Genomic DNA, 18,431 nt, shown 5'->3' on the forward strand with positions numbered 1-18,431 from the left:
CATCGCGCAGGCAGGCCGGGGACCAGCCCCCGGACCCCCGGGATATTTTCGGCAAGATGAAGCAGTCAGCCGATTTCCAGTTCTTCCAGCAAGACGGCCCAGGCGGCGCCGTGCATGTCGCGATCGGCACGGGTGCCCTGCACGGCCGGGCGCGGGAGGGAGAACTTCACGACGTTCAGCTCGGCGATGTCGAAACGCTTGAGCTGGTCGGGGTCGAGATGGAACAGGGCGGCGACGCGGGCGCTGTCGAGGCCGGTCGAGATCCGCTCGAAAGCGGCTCTGTTCCCGCAGAAAATGTCGATTGTCAGCCAGAAGGGGCCGGCGTTTTTCGACCGGACCTTTTCGGCGATTTCGGCAAGTTCAACCATGTCCGACCTCGTCGGTAACCAGCCGGAACGCGTCCATCGGCGCATCGAGCGTCAGGACGTGGTGCAGGCAGAATTCGTAAAGCGCGCCACGGTTCATCTCTGCCGGCGAGAAGGGGAACGCGAAGGTTGGCATCGGTTCTTCCTCGGTCAGCGCGTGGTGGAGGAGGTAGGGGTTGAGAATCTTGCCGATCTCGCCCGCCTGCGCTTCGGTCGGCGCCGTCGCGATGGCAAGGACACCGATTTCCGACGGCAGCGCGCCACCGGTCTCCATCCGGCCGAGCGTCGCGTCGACGCCGATGAGCCGCAGTTCTATCGTGTAGTCGGTGTCGCCAAGGCCCATTCGCGCGGCCACGTCGGCCCGCGCGCGTGCGGCGACCTGCTCGGTCCAGGCCCGCGCTTCAGCGACATAGCGCCGGTCGCGCAGGAGGGTGAGGCTGACGGTCTGGTAGCCGGCGATCCGCGCGCCTTCGAGCTTGACCGTATAGGGGCCGGGCCGCCAGACCGAGCCTTCGACCCGCACCCGGCGGCCGTCGAGCGCTTCGTAGCGTGCGCCGGTCACGTCGAGGATGCCGCCCGGTTCGTGCAGCAGGAAGGGGTCGGAGTTCTCGTAAAGCATATGAGCCGAGACGGTGTAGGGCGTCGCGCGGGCGATGGCGCCAAGCGGTTCGACGGTAAATCCGGTCTCGTCGAAGTCGATCTGGATCGTGCCGGAAGCGGGGTTGGTGGTCGCCAGCGCGCCGCATTCGCCGATCTTGGCGCCGTGCCAGGCACCGCCCGGATGGCAGCCTTGGGCAAGCGGCAAGGCCGCGATGATGGCGGTGTCGGTGGTGCGGCCGGCGATGACGATATCGGCGCCGGTCGCGAGCGCCGCCTGCACCTGCTCGACCCCGGCGAGGGCGACGATGTTGGTGCAGGCGCGGATCGTATCGGTATCGATTCCGGGCGCCGCCGGCAGGCCGGAAATACGGCCGGCGGCGAAGTCTTCGGCGATCTTTTGCGGGTTCTGGCCGGAATAGAGCCTTGTCACCCGCACTTTTTGCCCAAGCTCCCGGGCAAGTTCGCACGTGATCTCGTACAGCCAATCCACGACGGAGTCCGCCCCGCAGGTGCCCGCCGTGCCGATCACCAGCTGCACCCCGGCCTCTGCCCGCGCCAACATCAGATCGCGCCATTCCGCCTTGGTGGTGGCGCGTGAATATTTCGACACGCCGCGCCCGAGATAGGCCGGCCCGCTATCGGTTGAGCCGCCATCGACAGCGATGATATCGGGGCCTGACGCGACCCCGCGGGCCAGCGCCGCGCGGTCATAGACCAGGCCGAGCGCGCCGGTGGGGATGAGGACACGTGTCACTTCAGTCCTCGACCAGTTGCGGCTTCTTCAGGAACCGCCGCAGGAAGATCGGCGCGAAGAAACCGAGGATCGCGGCGATCCAGAGGCCCGCGGCGATCGGCGACGAGAAGAGGTAGGTCCATTCACCCCCCGAAAGCGTCATCGCATGGCGCAGGTTGTTCTCCATCTGGTAGCCGAGGAGAATGCCGAGGATCACAGGCACCGTCGGAATGTCCATCTTTCGGAAGGCATAGCCCATGATGCCGAAGAGGATCATCAGCACCAGGTCGAAATAGCTTCCCGAAAGCGAGTAAATACCGACGAAGGAGATCATGGTCACTGCCGGCAGCAGGATCGCCGGCGGTACCATGAGAATCTTCACGAAGACCTTCACCATCGGCACGTTCATCGCCAGAAGCACGAAGTTCGCGAGGAGAAGCGAGGCGATGAGACCCCAGACCACGTCCGGCCGGTCGGCGAAAAGAGTCGGCCCCGGCGTGATGTTGAGCGTCATCAGAACCGCCAGCAGCACCGCCGTCGTCCCCGATCCCGGAACGCCGAGGGTCAGCATCGGCACCAGCGCGCCCCCGGCGGCGGCGTTGTTGCCGGCCTCGGGCGCGGCGACGCCTTTGGCGACGCCGGTGCCGAAGCCGGCCTTCTCTCCGGCAATGCCTTTTTCCATCATGTAGGTCATGAACGACCCGAGCGACGCCCCGGCCCCGGGCAACACGCCGGCCACGAAGCCGACGCCCGACGATCGGAGCATGGTCCACCGCGTCTCCCACAACTCCTTCCACGGCACCGTCACCTTGCCGAGCGTGACACCGACCGCGCTCGACTTGCCGTGGGTCTCGATGAAGACGAAAACCTCCGACACCGCGAAAAGCCCGACGATGGCGACAAGGAAATCCACCCCGTCCGCCAAGTGCAGGTTACCGCCGGTGAAGCGGGTGAAACCGGAATTGTTGTCGAGGCCAATGAGCGCGATCGCGAGCCCGATAAACGACGCGAGCGCCGCCTTGGCCTGGTTGTTCGACGCCATCCCGCCGAGCGTCGCGAAGGCGAGCGCGTAAAGCGCGAAATATTCCGCCGGGCCGAACTTGTAGGCGATCCGGGCAAGGTAGGGCGCAACTAGTGCCAGCGCCAACGTGGCGAGAAGCGCCCCCACGAACGACGCGACGCCGGAAATCACCAGCGCGTCGCCCGCGCGGCCGTTCTTGGCCATCGGATACCCGTCGAGCGTCGTCATCATCGCCGGCTCGTCACCGGGAATGTTGAGCAGGATCGAACTGATCCGTCCGCCATACATCGCGCCGTAATAGACCGAGGTCAGCAACACGAGCGCGGCAGTGGCATCGAGGCCGAGCGTGAAGGTGATCGGGATGAGGATCGCCACGCCGTTCGACGGCCCGAGTCCCGGAAGCGCGCCGATGATCGTGCCGAGAAAGCATCCCACGACCGCCAGAAACAGGGTGAGAGGCGAAAGCGCTACGCCGAAACCGAGCGCGAGGTTCGAAATAAGGTCCATGGATCTTCCCTCAGCCCATCAGGCTACGCGGCAATGCGAACAGGCTGAGCCCCAGCGCATATTTGAAGATGACGAAAAGGCCGACGGACAGGCCAACGCCCGTCAGAATGGCAGGCACGCGCTTTGGGCTGATCTGATAGCTCAGGACCGATGCGGCGATCGCCGTTGGAAACAGAAAGCCAAGCGGCTTCAGCGCATAGGCATATCCGATCAAAACCGCCGTCGCGAAACCGAGCGCGAGGAGCGTCGGCATGCCCGGCCAGTCCGGCTCGGGATCCGGCTTGATGACCAACATCGCGGCGCTCAGGATCATCCCTATCCCCACGATGATGGGAAAGGCCTTCGGGCCAAGCTTGTCGAAGATGTTTCCGGCCGGAAGGTTGTAGGCGCTCACGATGAAGGTGAGCGCCACAAGAATCACGACCACTCCGAAGACGCGGTCGGTTTTCATCACTGGATCACACCGATTTCACGGCTGAGGTCCGCGGTCTCGGCGATCACGCCATCGATCCAGGACTGGAAGTCGCCGCCGACTTTGGTGAAGGGCGCAAGACCGTTGGCGGCCATGGCTTCCTTCCACTCGGCGCTGTCCGCCACGGCCTGAAGCCGGTCGGCCCATTTCTGGAAATCAGCGTCCGAAATGCCTCCCGGAACGTAGAGCCCGCGCCAGTTCACCGCGACGACGTCGAAGCCCTGTTCCTTCGCGGTCGGGATGTCGTCGAAGCCCGGCACGCGCTCCTCGGTCAGAACCGCCAGCGCGCGGACCTCGCCCGACTTGATGAAGCCGACGATCTCGGACATGTCGCCGGTCATCGCTTGGGTGAAGCCGCCAACGGTCTGGGTAATCGCATCCGCGCCGCCATCGACGCCGATATACTTCACCGCGGTGATGTCGTCGAAGCCCGCGGCCTTCAGGACCTGCAGAGGTTTCATGTGGTCGAAGCCGCCGGCCGCAGAGCCCCCGGCGAAGGCGACGGATGCGGGATCTGCCTTGATCGCCTCGACCATGTCGCCCAGCGTCTGGAACGGGCTATCGGCGGCAACGACGATGACACCGGGATCGGCACCGATCGCGCCGACGAACCGGACCTGATCGGCCGTCGCGTCACCGAAGGCCTTCTGGGCCAGGCGGGTCGTCGTCGCGGACGAGGCCGCCACGATCAGGTCGGCATCGGTGTTGCGCTCGGCCACGACGGTCGAGAAGGCAAGGCCGCCACCGGCGCCCGCCATGTTCGTCACCTGGACCGGCGCGTCGACCTGACCGATGTCGAACAGGATCTTGCCGACCTGCCGGCAGGTGAAGTCCCAGCCGCCGCCGGGATTGGCGGGCGCGATGCACTCGGTCGACCAGGCCGACGAGGCTGCCATGAGGCTGATCGCGGCGCTGGTGCCCAGCGCCTTCAGAAGGGTGAATTTCATTGGTGTCCTCCCAGACAGTTCTTCGTGCCAGGCAGCCCCCGGCGGACAATTCCACCGTGACCGACCCCCTTGCATGCGCCACGATTCGCGGGAAAGCTGACAGGAACCTGTCATAGCCGTAGAGAAGGAAGCTCGTGCGGTTTCTCCTCGTCGAAGACAATCCCGATCTGGCGCAATCCGTCGCCGACCGGCTAAGCCTCGACGGTCATGCCGTCGATCCCGCCGCCTCGCTCGCCGAGGCGCGCGATTGCCTGGCGGCGGCGCCTTATGACTTGATCCTGCTCGATATTTCCCTTCCCGATGGCGACGGGCGCAGCTTCCTCGCCGCCGAGCGCCGCTCGGGCAGGGATACTCCGATCATCGTCATGACCGCGCGGGCCGAGGTCTCCGACCGGGTCGACGTCCTCGACCTCGGGGCGGACGACTACGTGACCAAGCCCTTCGACTTCGCCGAGCTGGAGGCCCGCTGCCGGGCCGTTCTGCGCCGCAAGGGCGCCGCGTTGCAGACCGTGCAGCATTTCGCCGGGCTGACCTTCAATCCGCTGAACGCCACCCTGTCCGTCGGCGGTGAGCTTCGCGAGTTGAGAAACCGGGAGCTTCGCCTTTTAGAGATTCTCCTCGCCGCGCCGGAGCGTATCTTCTCCAAGGGCCAGATCTGCGACCGGCTCTTTTCCTATGCCGAAAGCGTGACCGACAACGCGATCGAGGTTTATGTCGCGCGGCTCCGCAAGAAGCTTGAAGGATCGGGCGCGCGGATCGAAACGGTGCGCGGCATCGGTTACCGGCTGACATCGGGATGAGGCGCGCGCCTCTTTCCCTCCGTCTCCGGCTGGTGCTCCAGCTTCTCGGGATCGCGGCGGTTCTGGCGATCGTTCTCTATTTCACGGTCCGAACCGTCGCCGATCAAGCGGCCGAGGCGACCCAAGACGGCGTCCTTGGCGCGGCGACGCTTGCCATCGCCGAACGCCTTCAGGGTGGCGACGATGACGTCGACGTCGATCTTCCTTATGAGGCATTCTCAATCCTCGGTTCGATATCTGCCGACAGGGTGTTCTACCGGATCGACGCTGCCGGGCAGACCTTGACGGGTTACGACGACCTGCCCTTGCCGGACGCGGCAGGCGCGGCTGTGGCGCCGGTCTTCTACACGCGGGCCTACCGCGATACCGAAGTGCGCATAGCCGCCGTCAGCCGAATGGTTCTTGTGGCGCGCAAGCCCGTTCCCGTCCTCGTTCTGGTCGCCCAGACCCGGCAGGGGCAAGAGGCCATCGCCCAGCGTGTCGCGCAGCGCGCGGCGGCGCTCGGGCTCGGGTCTTTCGCTCTCGCCGCCGCGCTGTCGCTTCTGACTGCGGGCAGCGTGCTTCGCCCGATCAACCGGCTTGCGGATTCGGTGGGCCGGCGCGGTCCGCGCGACCTGCGCGCGGTCGATCACCCGACGCCTGCCGAACTTCGCCCTTTACTGACCGCGCTGAACGGATTCATCGCCCGCCTGCGGGGCGCGCTCAGCCGGACCGAAACCTTCATCGCCGAAGCCGCGCACCATATCCGCACACCCCTGGCAACCGTCCGGGCGCGCGCCGAGATCGCCATGCGGCAGAGCAATTCCGAAGAGACCCGGGACACGCTCCGCGCCGTCATCCGGGCGGTCGAGGAAAGCAGCCGCTCTGCGGGGCAGCTCCTTGACCACGCCACCGTCGTCTATCGCTCCGACCGGATGGCGGATGAAACGCTCGACCTTGCAAAACTCGTCGAGGCGCAGGCCGAGGCATTTCGGCCGACCGCCGACCTCAAGGATCTGACGATCCGCGTTACGGGCACCGACCGAGCGGTTGAAGTGCGCGGCGACAGGGCGTTGATCGAGGCGGCGCTCAGGAACCTTCTCGACAACGCCGTCAAGTATTCGCCCGACGAAACGACAGTGGACGTGTCCCTGACCACCGGCAGCGACGCGCGGATCGAGGTCGCCGACCGGGGGCGGGGCCTTTCCGGACAGGCGCAGGCGCGGCTCGCCAAGCGGTTCGCCAGGGGGGAAAACGTCGGCGACGTCATCGGCTCCGGCCTCGGTCTGACCATCGTGGAAGAGGTGGTGGCCGCGCATGGCGGGCGGTTCGAACTGACGGAACGAGAAGGAGGCGGCGCATGCGCGCGTTTGTTCTTGCCCTTGTCCTGATCCTCGATGCGGCCGTCGCCGCCGGCTTTCCGGTCGAAGAGGAAACTCTTTTCCCTTCAGCCGAGCCGGAACTCAGGGTGCTTTCGATCCTCTCGACCACCGACACGTCCGTCCTGCAACCCCTGATCGCCGACTTTCAGAGCCGCGAGCCCGGCGTAGCGGTGCGCTACACCGTTGCGAACTCACAGGCCGTCTTTTCTGCCATCCACGACGAGGGGCTGGCCTTCGACCTCGTCATCTCCTCGGCGATGGATTTGCAGATGAAGCTCGCGAATGACGGGTTCGCCGCGTCCTACGGCTCGGGCCCGACCGCCCAGCTTCCGGCGTGGGCGCACTGGCAAAACCGGCTTTTTGCCTTCGCACAGGAGAATGTCGTGCTGATCGCCTCCCGCTCGGGTTTCGGCGGCCTTCCTCTGCCGCAGACGCGCCGCGATCTGATTGAGGTCCTGCGCGATAATCCCGACCGGTTTCGAGGGCGGATCGGCACCTACAATCCGGAACTCTCGGGTGCCGGCTATCTTTTTGCCACTCAGGACGCGCGCCAGTCGGACAGTTTCTGGCGTCTGGCAGAGGTGATGGGCGGCCTCGCGCCGCGCCTCTACACCACGTCGAACGAAATGATTACCGATTTGAAACAGGGGCAGCTCGTCCTCGCCTATAACGTCCTGGGCAGTTACGCCGAGCCACGGCTTGACGGTGACCCGGACGCCGAGGTGATCGAACTGGAGGACTACACTCTGACGCTGTTGCGGACCGGGCTTATCCCGGTCTCGGCGCGGGCGCCCGATCTCGGCGGCCGGTTCCTCGATTTCCTGCTCGGTCCTGACGGGCAGAGGCTGCTTCGAGACAAGGCCGGACTTCCGCCGATCGACGAAGTGGCGCTGTCGCGTGGCCCGCATCTGCGACCGATGCGGCTTGAGCCGGGGCTGCTCGTCTTCCTCGACAGGCTCAAGCGGCGTGGCTTCCTCGATGAATGGACCGCCGCGCTCAGCCGGAACTGACATCACAATTTCGCGGTGGATCGGCCAAATGGTGCGTGAATTGTCTTTGAACTCTGGAAATCAGCGCCATTTGCTGCGACTTAGGAAATTGTAGGGAGTTTAGGGTGGGGAGTGTTGTGAGACTGGTGCAATCGGGTTTGCGGAAGACTGGCTGGGCCGCGCTCCTTTGCCCGTTTCTTGCTCTGCCTCTCGAACCTGCCTACGCGCTTGACCGGTTCGTTCTGACGACACCCGGCGCAGACAAGGACCTGACCGACCGGCTTCGTGCCGCCTCGCTCGTTGCCGACGCGGAACGAAGCGGCCAGACCGACAGTCAGAGTGTCTTCGCGGCCGCCCGCGCCGACTATGCACGGCTGATCGGAGCGCTTTACACCGAGGGATTCTATTCCGGCGTGATCCGGATCCGCATCGACGGGCGCGAGGCGGCCGAGATTCCGCCCCTCGACGCGCCCTCCACGATCAGCAAAGTGGAAATCAGCGTAACCCCGGGCCCGCGCTTCACGTTTTCGAAGGCGCGGATGAAACCCTATGCCAAGGGCACGAAACTGCCGCCCGCCTACGGCGATACCAAGATCGCGCGATCGGGCGCGATCGTGGATGCAGCGGATGCAGGCGTGGAAGGCTGGCGCAACATCGGCCATGCGAAAGCCGAAGTCGCGGATCAGATCATCGTCGCCGACCACCGGAACGCCACCCTGTCATCCGAAATCCTGCTCGACCCCGGACCGCGCTTGCGGTTCGGACAACTTTCGATGTCGGGCTACCAACGGATGAAGCCGACGCGGATCGCGAAGATCGCCGGGTTTCCGACCGGTGAGGTCTTCGATCCGAAAACGCTCGACAAGGTGGCGACGCGACTTCGCCGCACCGGCGCGTTCCGCTCCGTTGCTCTGACCGAGGCGGAACAGCCGAACCCCGATGGCACACTCGACATCGACCTTGTCGTGTCCGAGGAAAAGCTCCGCCGCTTCGGGTTCGGCGCCGAGGTATCGAATTCTGAAGGTCTGAGCCTGTCCGGCTACTGGCTGCATCGCGATCTTTTCGGCGGGGCGGAACGGCTTCGCGTCGACGGTGCGCTCGAGCGTATTGGCGGCCAGGATATCGACGGGGTCGGCTATGAAGTCGGCGTTCGCATCGACCGACCGGCGACGCCCGTCACCGATGCCTCGGCATTCGTCGAAGTGCGCGCGGCGCGGGCCGAGATCGTCGATCTGACGGTCGACGGGCTTGAGTTCAATTTCGGGCTGACCCGGCAGTTCGGCGACCATATCACCGCAGAGGCCGGGATCTCTTACATCACCGCGACCGCCAAGTTTGCGACGGGCAGCATTGATTACGAACTTGTCGCGCTGCCGCTTTCCCTGACCTGGGACAATCGCGACAAACCCCTCGATGCGCGCAAAGGCTATTACCTCGATGCCGACGTAACGCCGTTCTACGGCTTCGGCACGACCGGTTCCGGCGGTCAGATCAAGGCTGACGCGCGGGCCTACCGGGCGTTTGGCGCGGATGACCGCATCGTCCTGGCCGGCCGGCTTCACCTTGGCACCGTGATCGGATCCTCGCTGGGTCAAACGCCGCCCGACTACCTCTTCTGGTCTGGCGGCGGCGGGACGGTCCGGGGCCAGCCCTACCAATCGCTCGGCGTACCGCTGGCAAGGACCGCGACCATCACCGTCGAGACCGGGGGTCTAAGCTTTGCTGGCTTCTCGGGCGAACTCCGCGCCAACATCACCGAGAAGATCGGCGCTGTCGCATTCTACGACGCCGGCTTTGTCAGCGACGAGGAGCTTTTCGGCGGCAATGGCGAATGGCACTCGGGGGCGGGCCTGGGCCTTCGCTACAATACCGGGATCGGACCGATCCGGTTCGATGTCGGGATGCCGGTGTCGGGTTCCACCAATGACGGCGTGCAGCTTTATGTCGGCATCGGGCAGGCGTTCTGATGCCGCGCTTTCTCCTCAGCCTTCTCATCGGACTCCTGACCTTCGCCGCCCAAGCGCAGGATACGGCTGAAACGACGGAACGGGACCGCGATTTCCTGACCGCCTTTCTTGAAGACAACCTGTCGGCCCTCGGCCGGACTGTCCGGATTGATGGTTTTGCGGGCGCATTGTCGTCCCGGGCGACGTTCGACCAGTTGACCATCGCCGACGCGGACGGCGTCTGGCTGACGATCCGCGATGGCGCCATCGGCTGGAACCGCACCGCGCTCCTGTCCGGCCGTGTCGAGATCAGCGAGATGACGGCGGCCGAGATCGAGTTGCCCCGACGTCCCAGCGCCGGCAAACCCGCGGCCGAGGCGTCAGGCTTCAGCCTTCCTGAGCTGCCGGTCGCGGTGCAGATCGGGTCGATCCACGCGAACCGGGTGGTTCTTGGCGAGGCGCTTTTCGGTGCGGCGGCCGAGGTTACGCTTGACGGCACGATGCAGCTTGAACGCGGCGAAGGTTCGGCCGATCTCTCGGTCAGCCGGATCGACGGGCGCGACGGCCGGGTATCGCTGACCGGCAGCTACGCCAACGCGACGCGCAAGGCGACGCTCGACCTTCTCGTTGCGGAAGAGGCCGACGGGATCGCGGCCAACTTGATCGGCTTGCCCGGCACCCCGTCGATCGAGCTTGCCGTGCATGGTGCCGGCGTCATCGACGATTTCCGGACCGACATTGCGCTGACGACGGATGGCGCGCCAAGAATGAAGGGCACCGTCACACTGCTGGCCACTGCAACGGATGGTGCGGCACCGGAGCGGAGCTTCAGCGCGGTTCTCGGTGGCGATATCGCACCGCTGCTTCTGCCGGAGTATCAGGATTTCTTCGGGACCGATGTCACGCTCGAAGCCGACGGAAGGCGCGCACCCACGGGACAGCTCGACCTCACCCGGCTCGTCCTCGGATCACGGGGTGTCGACGTCACCGGGCGCCTCAGCCTCGCGCCCGGCGGGCTGCCGTTGCAGGCGGCGCTGACCACGCGGATCGGGTTGGCTGCCGGCGGGGACGTGCTGCTGCCGATTCCGGGCGAGAAGACCTATCTCAGGTCGGCCGAACTGACCTTCCGCTACGATCAGGCGCGAGGGGACGGCTGGAAGCTTGCGGGGACGATGCGTGGTCTCAGGCGCGCAGAAATTTCGATCGGCGCCGTGACGCTTGACGGGTCGGGCCGTATCGGGCGCCCCGGCGAAGGCGGCGTCGATGCGGCAAGGGTCGGTGGCACGATCACGTTTGCAGCCAACGGACTTGAACCGACCGACGCCAACCTTGCCGACGCGCTCGGGCCAGAATTATCCGGTCGTGCTGTTTTCCACTGGCAGCAGGGCGCGCCGCTCAGAGTACCGGTTTTCGATGTGACCGGACAGGGCTACGGCGCGAAGGGCGGGCTCACGCTTGCCGGCCTGGAGGACGGCGCCGTCCTCAGCGGCCAGGTCGAAGCCGACGTTGCCGACATGGGCCGGTTCTCCGGCCTCGCCGGCCGTCCGCTCGGCGGCAGCGCGGCGCTGGCGGTTTCAGGCTCGGGCGGCATCTTGTCGGGACTTTTCGACGTCGAGGCGACCGTAAAGGGCCGCGACCTAACCGTGGACCAGCCCGAACTCGACCGGCTTCTGCGCGACGAAACCAGCATCGTGACGTCCGTCCATCGCGATACGGAGGGGATCGAGATCCGGCAGCTCGACCTTGTCGCCGCGACTCTGGGCATGTCCGCCACCGGGCGGCTTCGCACCGGGGCGAGCGATCTGACGGCGACGCTCGATTTCGGCGACCTCTCGGTTCTTGGCGACCGCTACCGGGGCGCGATGACCGGGGAGGCACGGCTTTATGAAGACGGTCGCGTCAGGCACATAACCCTGAGCGCCGATGCCGCCGGTCTCGGTGTTGGCCAGGCCGAGGCGGACCGCCTTCTTGCTGGTGCCTCCGAGCTCCGGATCACCGCCGAAGAGCGCGACGGAAGGATCCGCCTCGACACGTTCCGGCTTTCGAACCCGCAACTTACACTGACGGCCGAAGGGCTGATCGAAGATGAGGTGCGCCGCATCGACCTTTCCGCCCGCCTCGCCGACATGGCACTTCTCGCACCCGGTTTCCCTGGCCCGCTGACCGCTGAAGGCCGGGTTACCGAGACGGCCGAGGGCTACACCGTTGATCTGAGCGGCGAAGGACCGGGCGCCACGTCGGCCCGTGTCTCCGGGACGCTCGCGCCCGATTTCGGAAGTGCCGACCTTTCGATCGCGGGTGGAGCGCAATCGGCGATCATCAACCCCTTCATCGCACCCCGCAACGTCGAGGGGCCGGTGTCTTTCGATCTTCGGCTTAACGGACCCCTGCGGCTTGCGTCCCTTTCCGGACGTGTCGGGTTGGACAATGCCCGGCTGGTCGCGCCAACCTTCGGGTTCGAGCTTGAGGCGATGGGGCTTGCCGCCGATCTCTCTGATGGACGGGCGACACTATCCGGCGGCGCCAATGTGCGCGGCGGCGGGCGGATCGACATTTCAGGCCCGGTGACCCTCTCCGCGCCGTTTGACGGCGATCTGTCGATCGGGATGAACGAGGTCCGTCTTCGCGATCCCGACCTTTACGACACCACCGTCAGCGGGGCGGTTTCGGTGCGCGGACCGTTCGTTGGCGGCGCGCTGATTTCGGGCGCAGTCGCGCTTGGCCGGGCCGAGGTCCGGGTCCCGTCGACCGGGCTCGGCGGCAACGCGGCGCTCACCGACATCCGCCATGTGAGCGAACCCGCCGCGGTCCACCAGACCCGCGTCCGTGCCGGCCTTGCGCAGGCCGATGGCGCCGCCCGCGACCGGGGGCCTGCCTACGGACTCGATCTGGCGATATCCGCGCCGGAGCGTATCTTTGTCCGTGGTCGCGGCCTCGACGCCGAAATGGGCGGCGCACTACGGCTGACCGGGACGACGGCGGACATCGTCCCTTCGGGCCGCTTCAGCCTGATCCGCGGCCGACTCGACATCCTTGGCAAGCGCTTCACCATCGACGAGGGATTGATCGAGCTTCAGGGTGCGCTCACCCCCTATATCCACTTCTCCGCCGCGACCAATACCGATGGCATCACCGCGACCATCGTGATCGAGGGCGAAGCCTTGGCGCCCGAGATCCGGTTCCTGTCCTCGCCCGAATTGCCGGAGGAAGAGGTCATCGCGCATCTGCTTTTCGGGCGTAGCCTGACGAGCCTGTCGCCGTTCCAGGCCGCGCAACTTGCCTCGGCCGTCGCGACTCTTGCGGGCAAAGGCGGCGAAGGGATCGTGTCGAAGCTGCGCAAGGGGTTCGGTCTCGATGATTTCGATGTAACGACGGATGAGGACGGGGGGGCCGGACTTCGGGCCGGCAAGTACCTTTCCGAAAAGGTCTACACCGATGTCACCATCGGTTCGGATGGCAAGAGCGAGATCAACCTCAACCTCGATATCCGCCCAGGCGTGAAGGCACGCGGAACGCTTGGATCGGATGGCGATACCGGAATCGGGATCTATTACGAGCGCGATTACTGAGCGCGCGACAGCCTCTCCCTCTCTGCGTTCAGCACTGCGCCGAACAGCACGATATAGGCCGAGATATAAAGCCACATCAGCAACGCGATCACTGCGCCGATGGAGCCATAGATACGGTTGTAGCTGCCGAAATTCGTGAGATAGGCGGAAAATGCCATGGATGCGCCCGCCCAAAGAAGCGCCGCAAGGATCGCACCGGGCGTAAGCCACGAATGGCGCTCATCCTCCATGTTCGGGCCCCAGCGGTAGAAGAGGCCCAGAACGATCATCAGCACGAGGAACATGACCACCCACGGCAGATAGCGGAGAATGAACCCTTCCGCCGGCCCCAGGGGGATCACATTCAGAAGGATCGGCACAAGCACCACGACGACGAGCGCCGAGAGGACCAGCGCGATCAGCGTCATCGTAAGAAGGATCGACCCCAGGATTCGCATCAGCCCCGGCCTATGACGGCGGGCGTGGATCGCGTTCAGCCCGGTCACCAGTGCCGCGACCCCGTTGTGGACGGAGTAAAGCGCCACGGCGAGCGATACGGCCGTCGTCCAGCCCAAGGTGCTCGAATTCGTCGCGAGGAGGGTGGTCAACTGGTTCTCGATAACGCCGTAGGCGGCGTCCGGGATCAGCCCATGTATCTGGTCGAGATAGTCGCGCATCACCACCGGGTCCGCGAAAAAGCCCCAGATCGCGATCGTCGCCGCCATCCCCGGGAAGATCGCGAACATCGTGTAGAAGGCCACCCCCGCCGCGATCAAGCCGAGGTTGCGTTCGTCCATCGCATGCCAGACCGCGTTGGCGAGTCTCAGGAGATATGCGGGATTGATCACGTTATCCTGACTCCGGTTGGTCGTGGCATGTTCGCCCGCCCGCCCCATCGCCGCAATCCGATTGTGGTCTTGGGTCCCGGCCGGCGCTATCACTGTCAACGGGAGGATTCGCCGTGCGGCTTGTATTCGCTCTTGTGGTGATCGCCGGGGCCGCGCGGGCAGAGGTGCCCGCGCCGGTGACGGACGCGGACTACATGCCGGTTTCGGAGGCGGAGGCGCGGCTTGGCCAGCTTCTCTTCTACGACCCGATCCTCTCCGGCAACCGCAACATATCCTGCGCGACCTGTCACCATCCGCGTTTCGCGACCTCGGACGGGTTATCCCTCGGCCTCGGTGAGGGCGGGATCGGTCTCGGGCCGGAGCGGCGGCCGGACCCCGCGAACCTGCCCGAGCAACGCATTCCCCGTAATGCGCCCGCGCTTTTCAACCTCGGTGCGCGCGAGTTCACCATCCTCTTCCATGACGGCCGGATCGAAACCGATCCATCGCGCCCCTCTGGCCTCAGGACTCCGCTGGAGGACGAGATGGTCACGGGCTTCGCCTCGGTGCTTTCGGCCCAGACGATGTTTCCGGTCCTGTCACCGGACGAGATGGCCGGGCACTATCAGGAAAACGATGTCTCGACGGCGGTGCGAGAGGGCTTGCTCACCGGACCCGGCGGCGCCTGGGACATCCTTTCGGCGCGGGTAGAGGCGATCCCGCAATACAAGGCGCTGTTCGATGCGGCCTATCCTGAGATCGCGGTCGGTCGGCCGATCGCCTTCACCGATCTTTCCAACGCCATCGCCGCCTTCATCGCCCTCGAATGGCGCGCCGACAACTCGCCCTTTGACCGGATGTTGCGTGGGGGCCCGGCGTTGACGGCCGATGCGCGTGAGGGCATGGACCTCTTCTATGGCGAAGCCGGTTGTGCAGCCTGCCATTCCGGAAAGTTCCAGACCGATCAGGGCTTTCACGCAATGGGGGAACCGCAGCTCGGACCGGGCAAGGCCGAGCGTTTCGAAAGCCATTCCCGCGATCTCGGCCGGATGCGTGTTACGAACCGGAAAGAAGACGCCTACGCATTTCGAACGCCCTCGCTCCGGAATGTGACGGCGACCGGGCCTTGGGGGCACAGCGGCGCCTGGTCCGATTTGTCTTCCTTCCTTTCTCATCATGCCGATCCGTCAGTGGGGCTTGGCGGGTATGACCGAAAGCTTGCCATCCTTCCGAAAGCTGACCTCGCCAAGCCCGACTGGGTGATCCTCGACTCCCCGGATGAAGTCGCGGCCATCGAGGCGACTGCCATTACGGGCAAGCCGCTCGATCCTGCCGAGATCGCCGCGATCATCGCCTTCCTGGAAAGCCTGCGCGATCAGGGCGCCATCGACGGCCGGCTCGGCGTGCCGGAGCGTGTGCCGAGCGGGTTGCCGGTCGACCGTTAGGGGGCGATCTTCAGTGCGGTTCCGTCCCGGCGCACTTCGGTGATCCGGTCTACGGGGATCGGCGTCCAGTCCGACGCGACGCCGTCTGGCCAGATCACGCGCAGTTCTGCCGCCGTTTCTGTGCCGAGCCCGAAGTGCACAGGCCCAGTTTGTCCGCCGGCATGCCCGCCCCCGACGGTGACTTCTTTCGCACTGACCCTGCCACCCGCCCTCAATTCGACCCAGACGCCGATGGCGCGGGTATTACCCTTCAGATGCGGGTCTATTTCCGCCCAATGACCAGTAACGGCAGTCTGGTTCTGCCAGATCTCCATCGGCGCCCGCCGGTTGATCACGACGATGTCGAGGCGCCCGTCACCGTCGAGATCCGTGAGCGCCGCGCCCCGCGACCGCTCCGTCGTGGCAATCCCGGCGGTATCGGCCTTTTCGGCGAAGGTCCCGTCCGGCTGCTGCATCAGAAGGTTGTTCGGGTCGCGGATCGCGTTCGAGGGCATTTGATCGACATTGCCCTTGGCGATGAATAGGTCGGCGCGCCCATCGTTGTCGATATCGCCAAACTCGGCATGCCAACCGGTCGACGGCCTGCCATCGTCGCCAAGGAATGGCCGCTGCGCATAAGTGCCGATGGAATAGGGTGCATTGCGGAAGCCGGACCCGGTGTTGAGCTGGAGAAGCTGGTCGCCCATCGAGGTCATCATCACGTCCGGCAGCCCGTCGTCATTGATATCCTGGCTGGCGATTCCCATTCCCCAGAGGGAGACGTGCGGCCAGTCGCTCGTCCGCTCCGACAGGGGGTTCAGGCGGAACATTTGCTCATAGCCGCCTCGCACATAGTAATGCCGGTCATTCGAGATGCGGAGTTCGGCTTCGCCCTTCCGCTGCCAATCGGTCATGAGCATAGACAGCGCGCAGAATCCGGGTGAAATGATTTCCGGGGCTCCGTAGTGCCGACCGTCCGGACGAAAGAGGTCGGATGTATCGCAAGCCTCGAACGGTCCGTCCGGATCCGCGCGGTCGACATAGTGGCCGAAGGCCAGGGTAGGCATGTCCTGCCCGGCTTCCCATGTTGCGGTGAAGGCGGTGGACCATGCGTCGCGCGGATGAAATCCCCAATCCTCCGAAGCATCCGAGAAGGTGCAGTCTGGTCCGCCACGCAAAAGCAGATCCTGACCGACCCGCAAAATCGCAAGGTCCAGCAAACCGTCGCCGTCGATGTCCAGCGGATAGGCACCCGTAACGTGAGTCAGGTCGGGCAGGCCGCCTTCGGTGAAACGGATCGCTGCACCAGGGGCCTCGGTGGCGTTGACAAAGAGATGTGTGGCGTTCGCTCCGCCGGCAGCGAGAAGGTCGGGCTTCCGGTCGCCATTGCAGTCAAAGACCGCAACGCCGCCGCCGACGAAATGCTCCCAGCCGCCGCCATAGACATGCGGGTCGGGCAGCCCCCCTGAGCGGTCCACAAAAACAGGGTCTGCGCATGCCGGATTTGTCAAAAGTGCGACGGCTGCCAGGATCCTCATTGCGCTGCCATTTCCCGCGTTGCGCCGAGGACCCGTTCCGTCACTTCCGAAAGCGCAAGTGCGGCCGCCCCATGCGCCCAAAGGAGATCGCCCCAAGCGTGGATCTCGATCTTCGGCACCGGTCTTCGGGTGTTGAGCGCCATTTCCTTGATCTCGGCAAGTGTCTCGTTGGCATAAAGGTAGTCGTAGCGCATCCGCTCCCCGGACAAGATGATCAGTTCGGGGTCGAAAAGATTGACGACGTTGGCGAGGCCCAGCGCCAGGTAGCGGCCGGCACGGTGGAAGATCGAGCGCGCTGCGGAATTGCCGGCCTTGGCATGATCAAAGAGACTTTCGAGCAGGATGTTGACGGACTGCGTCTCGCGATTGGTCAGGTTCAACGCCGTCGTCGCTTCGCGGACAAGCGCGTAATCCGCGACATAGGCTTCAAGACAGCCGCGCTGCCCACAACGGCAAAGCGCACCATCGAGCTTCACCTTTGTGTGGCCAAGCTCCATCCCCATCCCGTGCGCGCCGCGATAGATCCGGTGATTGAGGACGAAGCCCATGCCGACACCATGCTCGATGGTGACCACGGCGAAATTCGACAAGCCGCGCCCTGCGCCAAACCATTGTTCGGCCAGCGTCACGAGGTTGGCGTCGTTGTCGATATGGACCGGAACCTTCAACCGTTCGGTCGCGGCGGCAGCCAGTGGAACGTAGCGGGAGGAGAGCACCGGGGACCAGTGGACGTATCCGCTGTGGGAATCGACGAACCCCGGAACACCAAGGCCAATGGCGCTCAACTGCTCCACCGGGATGCCGGCGCGGGCACAGATGCGGTCGATCAGCGCCTCGGTGGCATCGACCAGATCCGACAGTTCCATGCTGCCCGGATTGCGCGGAATGGCCTCGTCCGCAACGAGGTTTCCGGCGAAGTCGACGATCACAGCCGTATGTTCCCGGTCCGACAGCTTGATGCCCGCGACCAGTCGCGCATCAGCCTTCACCCCGAGAGCGACCGCCGGACGGCCCCGGCCGGTATCGGCGGTATCGCGTCGCGCCGAAACTTCGATCAAAAGCCCCATTTCGATAAGCTCGGACGTAAGCGTGGTGACGGAGGCGGGGCTGACGCCCAGCTCCTTGGCCACCAGAACACGCGGCATCAGCCCTGCCGCCCGCACACGTTCGAAGATCTGCTGCCGCAGGGGCCGCGACGATTCCGAAAGGGACGGGATCAGCGGCCCGCAGCCGCGCGCCGCGGTCCCCATCCGCTGTATGTTGCTCAACTTCCGGTGGTTCATTATTTAGTCGACCTAATAAAAAGCGGGTTTTCTCTTGCGCGGCCTGAAAATATCGCAAGATATTTCGCCA

At 65.1% G+C, this 18,431-nt stretch carries 14 protein-coding genes; 6 read left to right on the forward strand and 8 right to left on the reverse strand.

Annotated elements, in window-relative coordinates:
- Positions 1 to 65: 65 nt before the first annotated feature.
- From V5734_RS01190 to V5734_RS01210, 5 genes are read right to left on the reverse strand one after another with little or no spacing between them, the layout of a single operon-like run.
- Complete coding sequence (locus tag V5734_RS01190; protein WP_347311713.1) at positions 66 to 368, reverse strand: DUF4387 family protein; 303 nt, start codon at positions 366 to 368, stop codon at positions 66 to 68.
- Positions 361 to 1,719, reverse strand: a complete 1,359-nt coding sequence (locus V5734_RS01195) for an acyclic terpene utilization AtuA family protein (protein WP_347311714.1) — start codon at positions 1,717 to 1,719, stop codon at positions 361 to 363. The genes V5734_RS01190 and V5734_RS01195 overlap by 8 nt, the downstream gene beginning before the upstream one ends.
- Position 1,720: 1 nt before the next feature.
- Positions 1,721 to 3,226: a tripartite tricarboxylate transporter permease gene (locus tag V5734_RS01200; RefSeq protein ID WP_347311715.1), complete on the reverse strand. Its 1,506-nt coding sequence runs from the start codon at positions 3,224 to 3,226 to the stop codon at positions 1,721 to 1,723.
- Between the two features lie 10 nt (positions 3,227 to 3,236).
- Complete coding sequence (locus V5734_RS01205; protein WP_347311716.1) at positions 3,237 to 3,677, reverse strand: tripartite tricarboxylate transporter TctB family protein; 441 nt, start codon at positions 3,675 to 3,677, stop codon at positions 3,237 to 3,239.
- Positions 3,677 to 4,645 carry a Bug family tripartite tricarboxylate transporter substrate binding protein gene (locus tag V5734_RS01210; RefSeq protein WP_347311717.1) on the reverse strand — a complete coding sequence of 323 codons (969 nt, stop codon included), beginning with the start codon at positions 4,643 to 4,645 and terminating at the stop codon, positions 3,677 to 3,679. The genes V5734_RS01205 and V5734_RS01210 overlap by 1 nt, the downstream gene beginning before the upstream one ends.
- A 134-nt stretch (positions 4,646 to 4,779) precedes the next feature.
- On the opposite strand from V5734_RS01210, the gene V5734_RS01215 reads away from it, so the two are divergent.
- The 5 genes from V5734_RS01215 to V5734_RS01235 all read left to right on the forward strand — a co-directional run bounded on the left by V5734_RS01215 (position 4,780) and on the right by V5734_RS01235 (position 13,310).
- Positions 4,780 to 5,445, forward strand: coding sequence for a response regulator transcription factor (locus V5734_RS01215; protein WP_347311718.1), 666 nt, complete (start codon positions 4,780 to 4,782; stop codon positions 5,443 to 5,445).
- Positions 5,442 to 6,815, forward strand: a complete 1,374-nt coding sequence (locus tag V5734_RS01220; protein ID WP_347311719.1) for a sensor histidine kinase N-terminal domain-containing protein — start codon at positions 5,442 to 5,444, stop codon at positions 6,813 to 6,815. Before V5734_RS01215 ends, V5734_RS01220 begins: the two co-directional genes overlap by 4 nt.
- Positions 6,785 to 7,816, forward strand: a complete 1,032-nt coding sequence (locus V5734_RS01225) for an ABC transporter substrate-binding protein (RefSeq protein WP_347311720.1) — start codon at positions 6,785 to 6,787, stop codon at positions 7,814 to 7,816. Before V5734_RS01220 ends, V5734_RS01225 begins: the two co-directional genes overlap by 31 nt.
- Positions 7,817 to 7,920: 104 nt before the next feature.
- Positions 7,921 to 9,762 (forward strand): autotransporter assembly complex protein TamA, encoded by a 1,842-nt coding sequence (locus V5734_RS01230; RefSeq protein WP_347311721.1) that lies wholly within the window; start codon positions 7,921 to 7,923, stop codon positions 9,760 to 9,762.
- Positions 9,762 to 13,310: a translocation/assembly module TamB domain-containing protein gene (locus tag V5734_RS01235; RefSeq protein WP_347311722.1), complete on the forward strand. Its 3,549-nt coding sequence runs from the start codon at positions 9,762 to 9,764 to the stop codon at positions 13,308 to 13,310. The genes V5734_RS01230 and V5734_RS01235 overlap by 1 nt, the downstream gene beginning before the upstream one ends.
- Here the strand turns inward: V5734_RS01235 and V5734_RS01240 are convergent.
- Positions 13,304 to 14,137 (reverse strand): YihY/virulence factor BrkB family protein, encoded by an 834-nt coding sequence (locus V5734_RS01240; RefSeq protein ID WP_347311723.1) that lies wholly within the window; start codon positions 14,135 to 14,137, stop codon positions 13,304 to 13,306. The two genes, V5734_RS01235 and V5734_RS01240, sit on opposite strands and share 7 nt — an antisense overlap.
- 113 nt (positions 14,138 to 14,250) lie before the next feature.
- On the opposite strand from V5734_RS01240, the gene V5734_RS01245 reads away from it, so the two are divergent.
- Positions 14,251 to 15,561 carry a cytochrome-c peroxidase gene (locus V5734_RS01245; protein WP_347311724.1) on the forward strand — a complete coding sequence of 437 codons (1,311 nt, stop codon included), beginning with the start codon at positions 14,251 to 14,253 and terminating at the stop codon, positions 15,559 to 15,561.
- Here the strand turns inward: V5734_RS01245 and V5734_RS01250 are convergent.
- Both V5734_RS01250 and V5734_RS01255 read right to left on the reverse strand, forming a co-directional pair.
- Positions 15,558 to 17,078 (reverse strand): CRTAC1 family protein, encoded by a 1,521-nt coding sequence (locus V5734_RS01250; protein WP_432759654.1) that lies wholly within the window; start codon positions 17,076 to 17,078, stop codon positions 15,558 to 15,560. The two genes, V5734_RS01245 and V5734_RS01250, sit on opposite strands and share 4 nt — an antisense overlap.
- A complete protein-coding gene (locus tag V5734_RS01255; protein WP_347313692.1) occupies positions 17,075 to 18,328 on the reverse strand; it encodes an ROK family protein in 1,254 nt (417 codons plus the stop codon). Before V5734_RS01255 ends, V5734_RS01250 begins: the two co-directional genes overlap by 4 nt.
- Positions 18,329 to 18,431: the final 103 nt, after the last annotated feature.

This window comes from Defluviimonas sp. SAOS-178_SWC, from assembly GCF_039830135.1.
Taxonomy (GTDB): Bacteria; Pseudomonadota; Alphaproteobacteria; order Rhodobacterales; family Rhodobacteraceae; genus Albidovulum.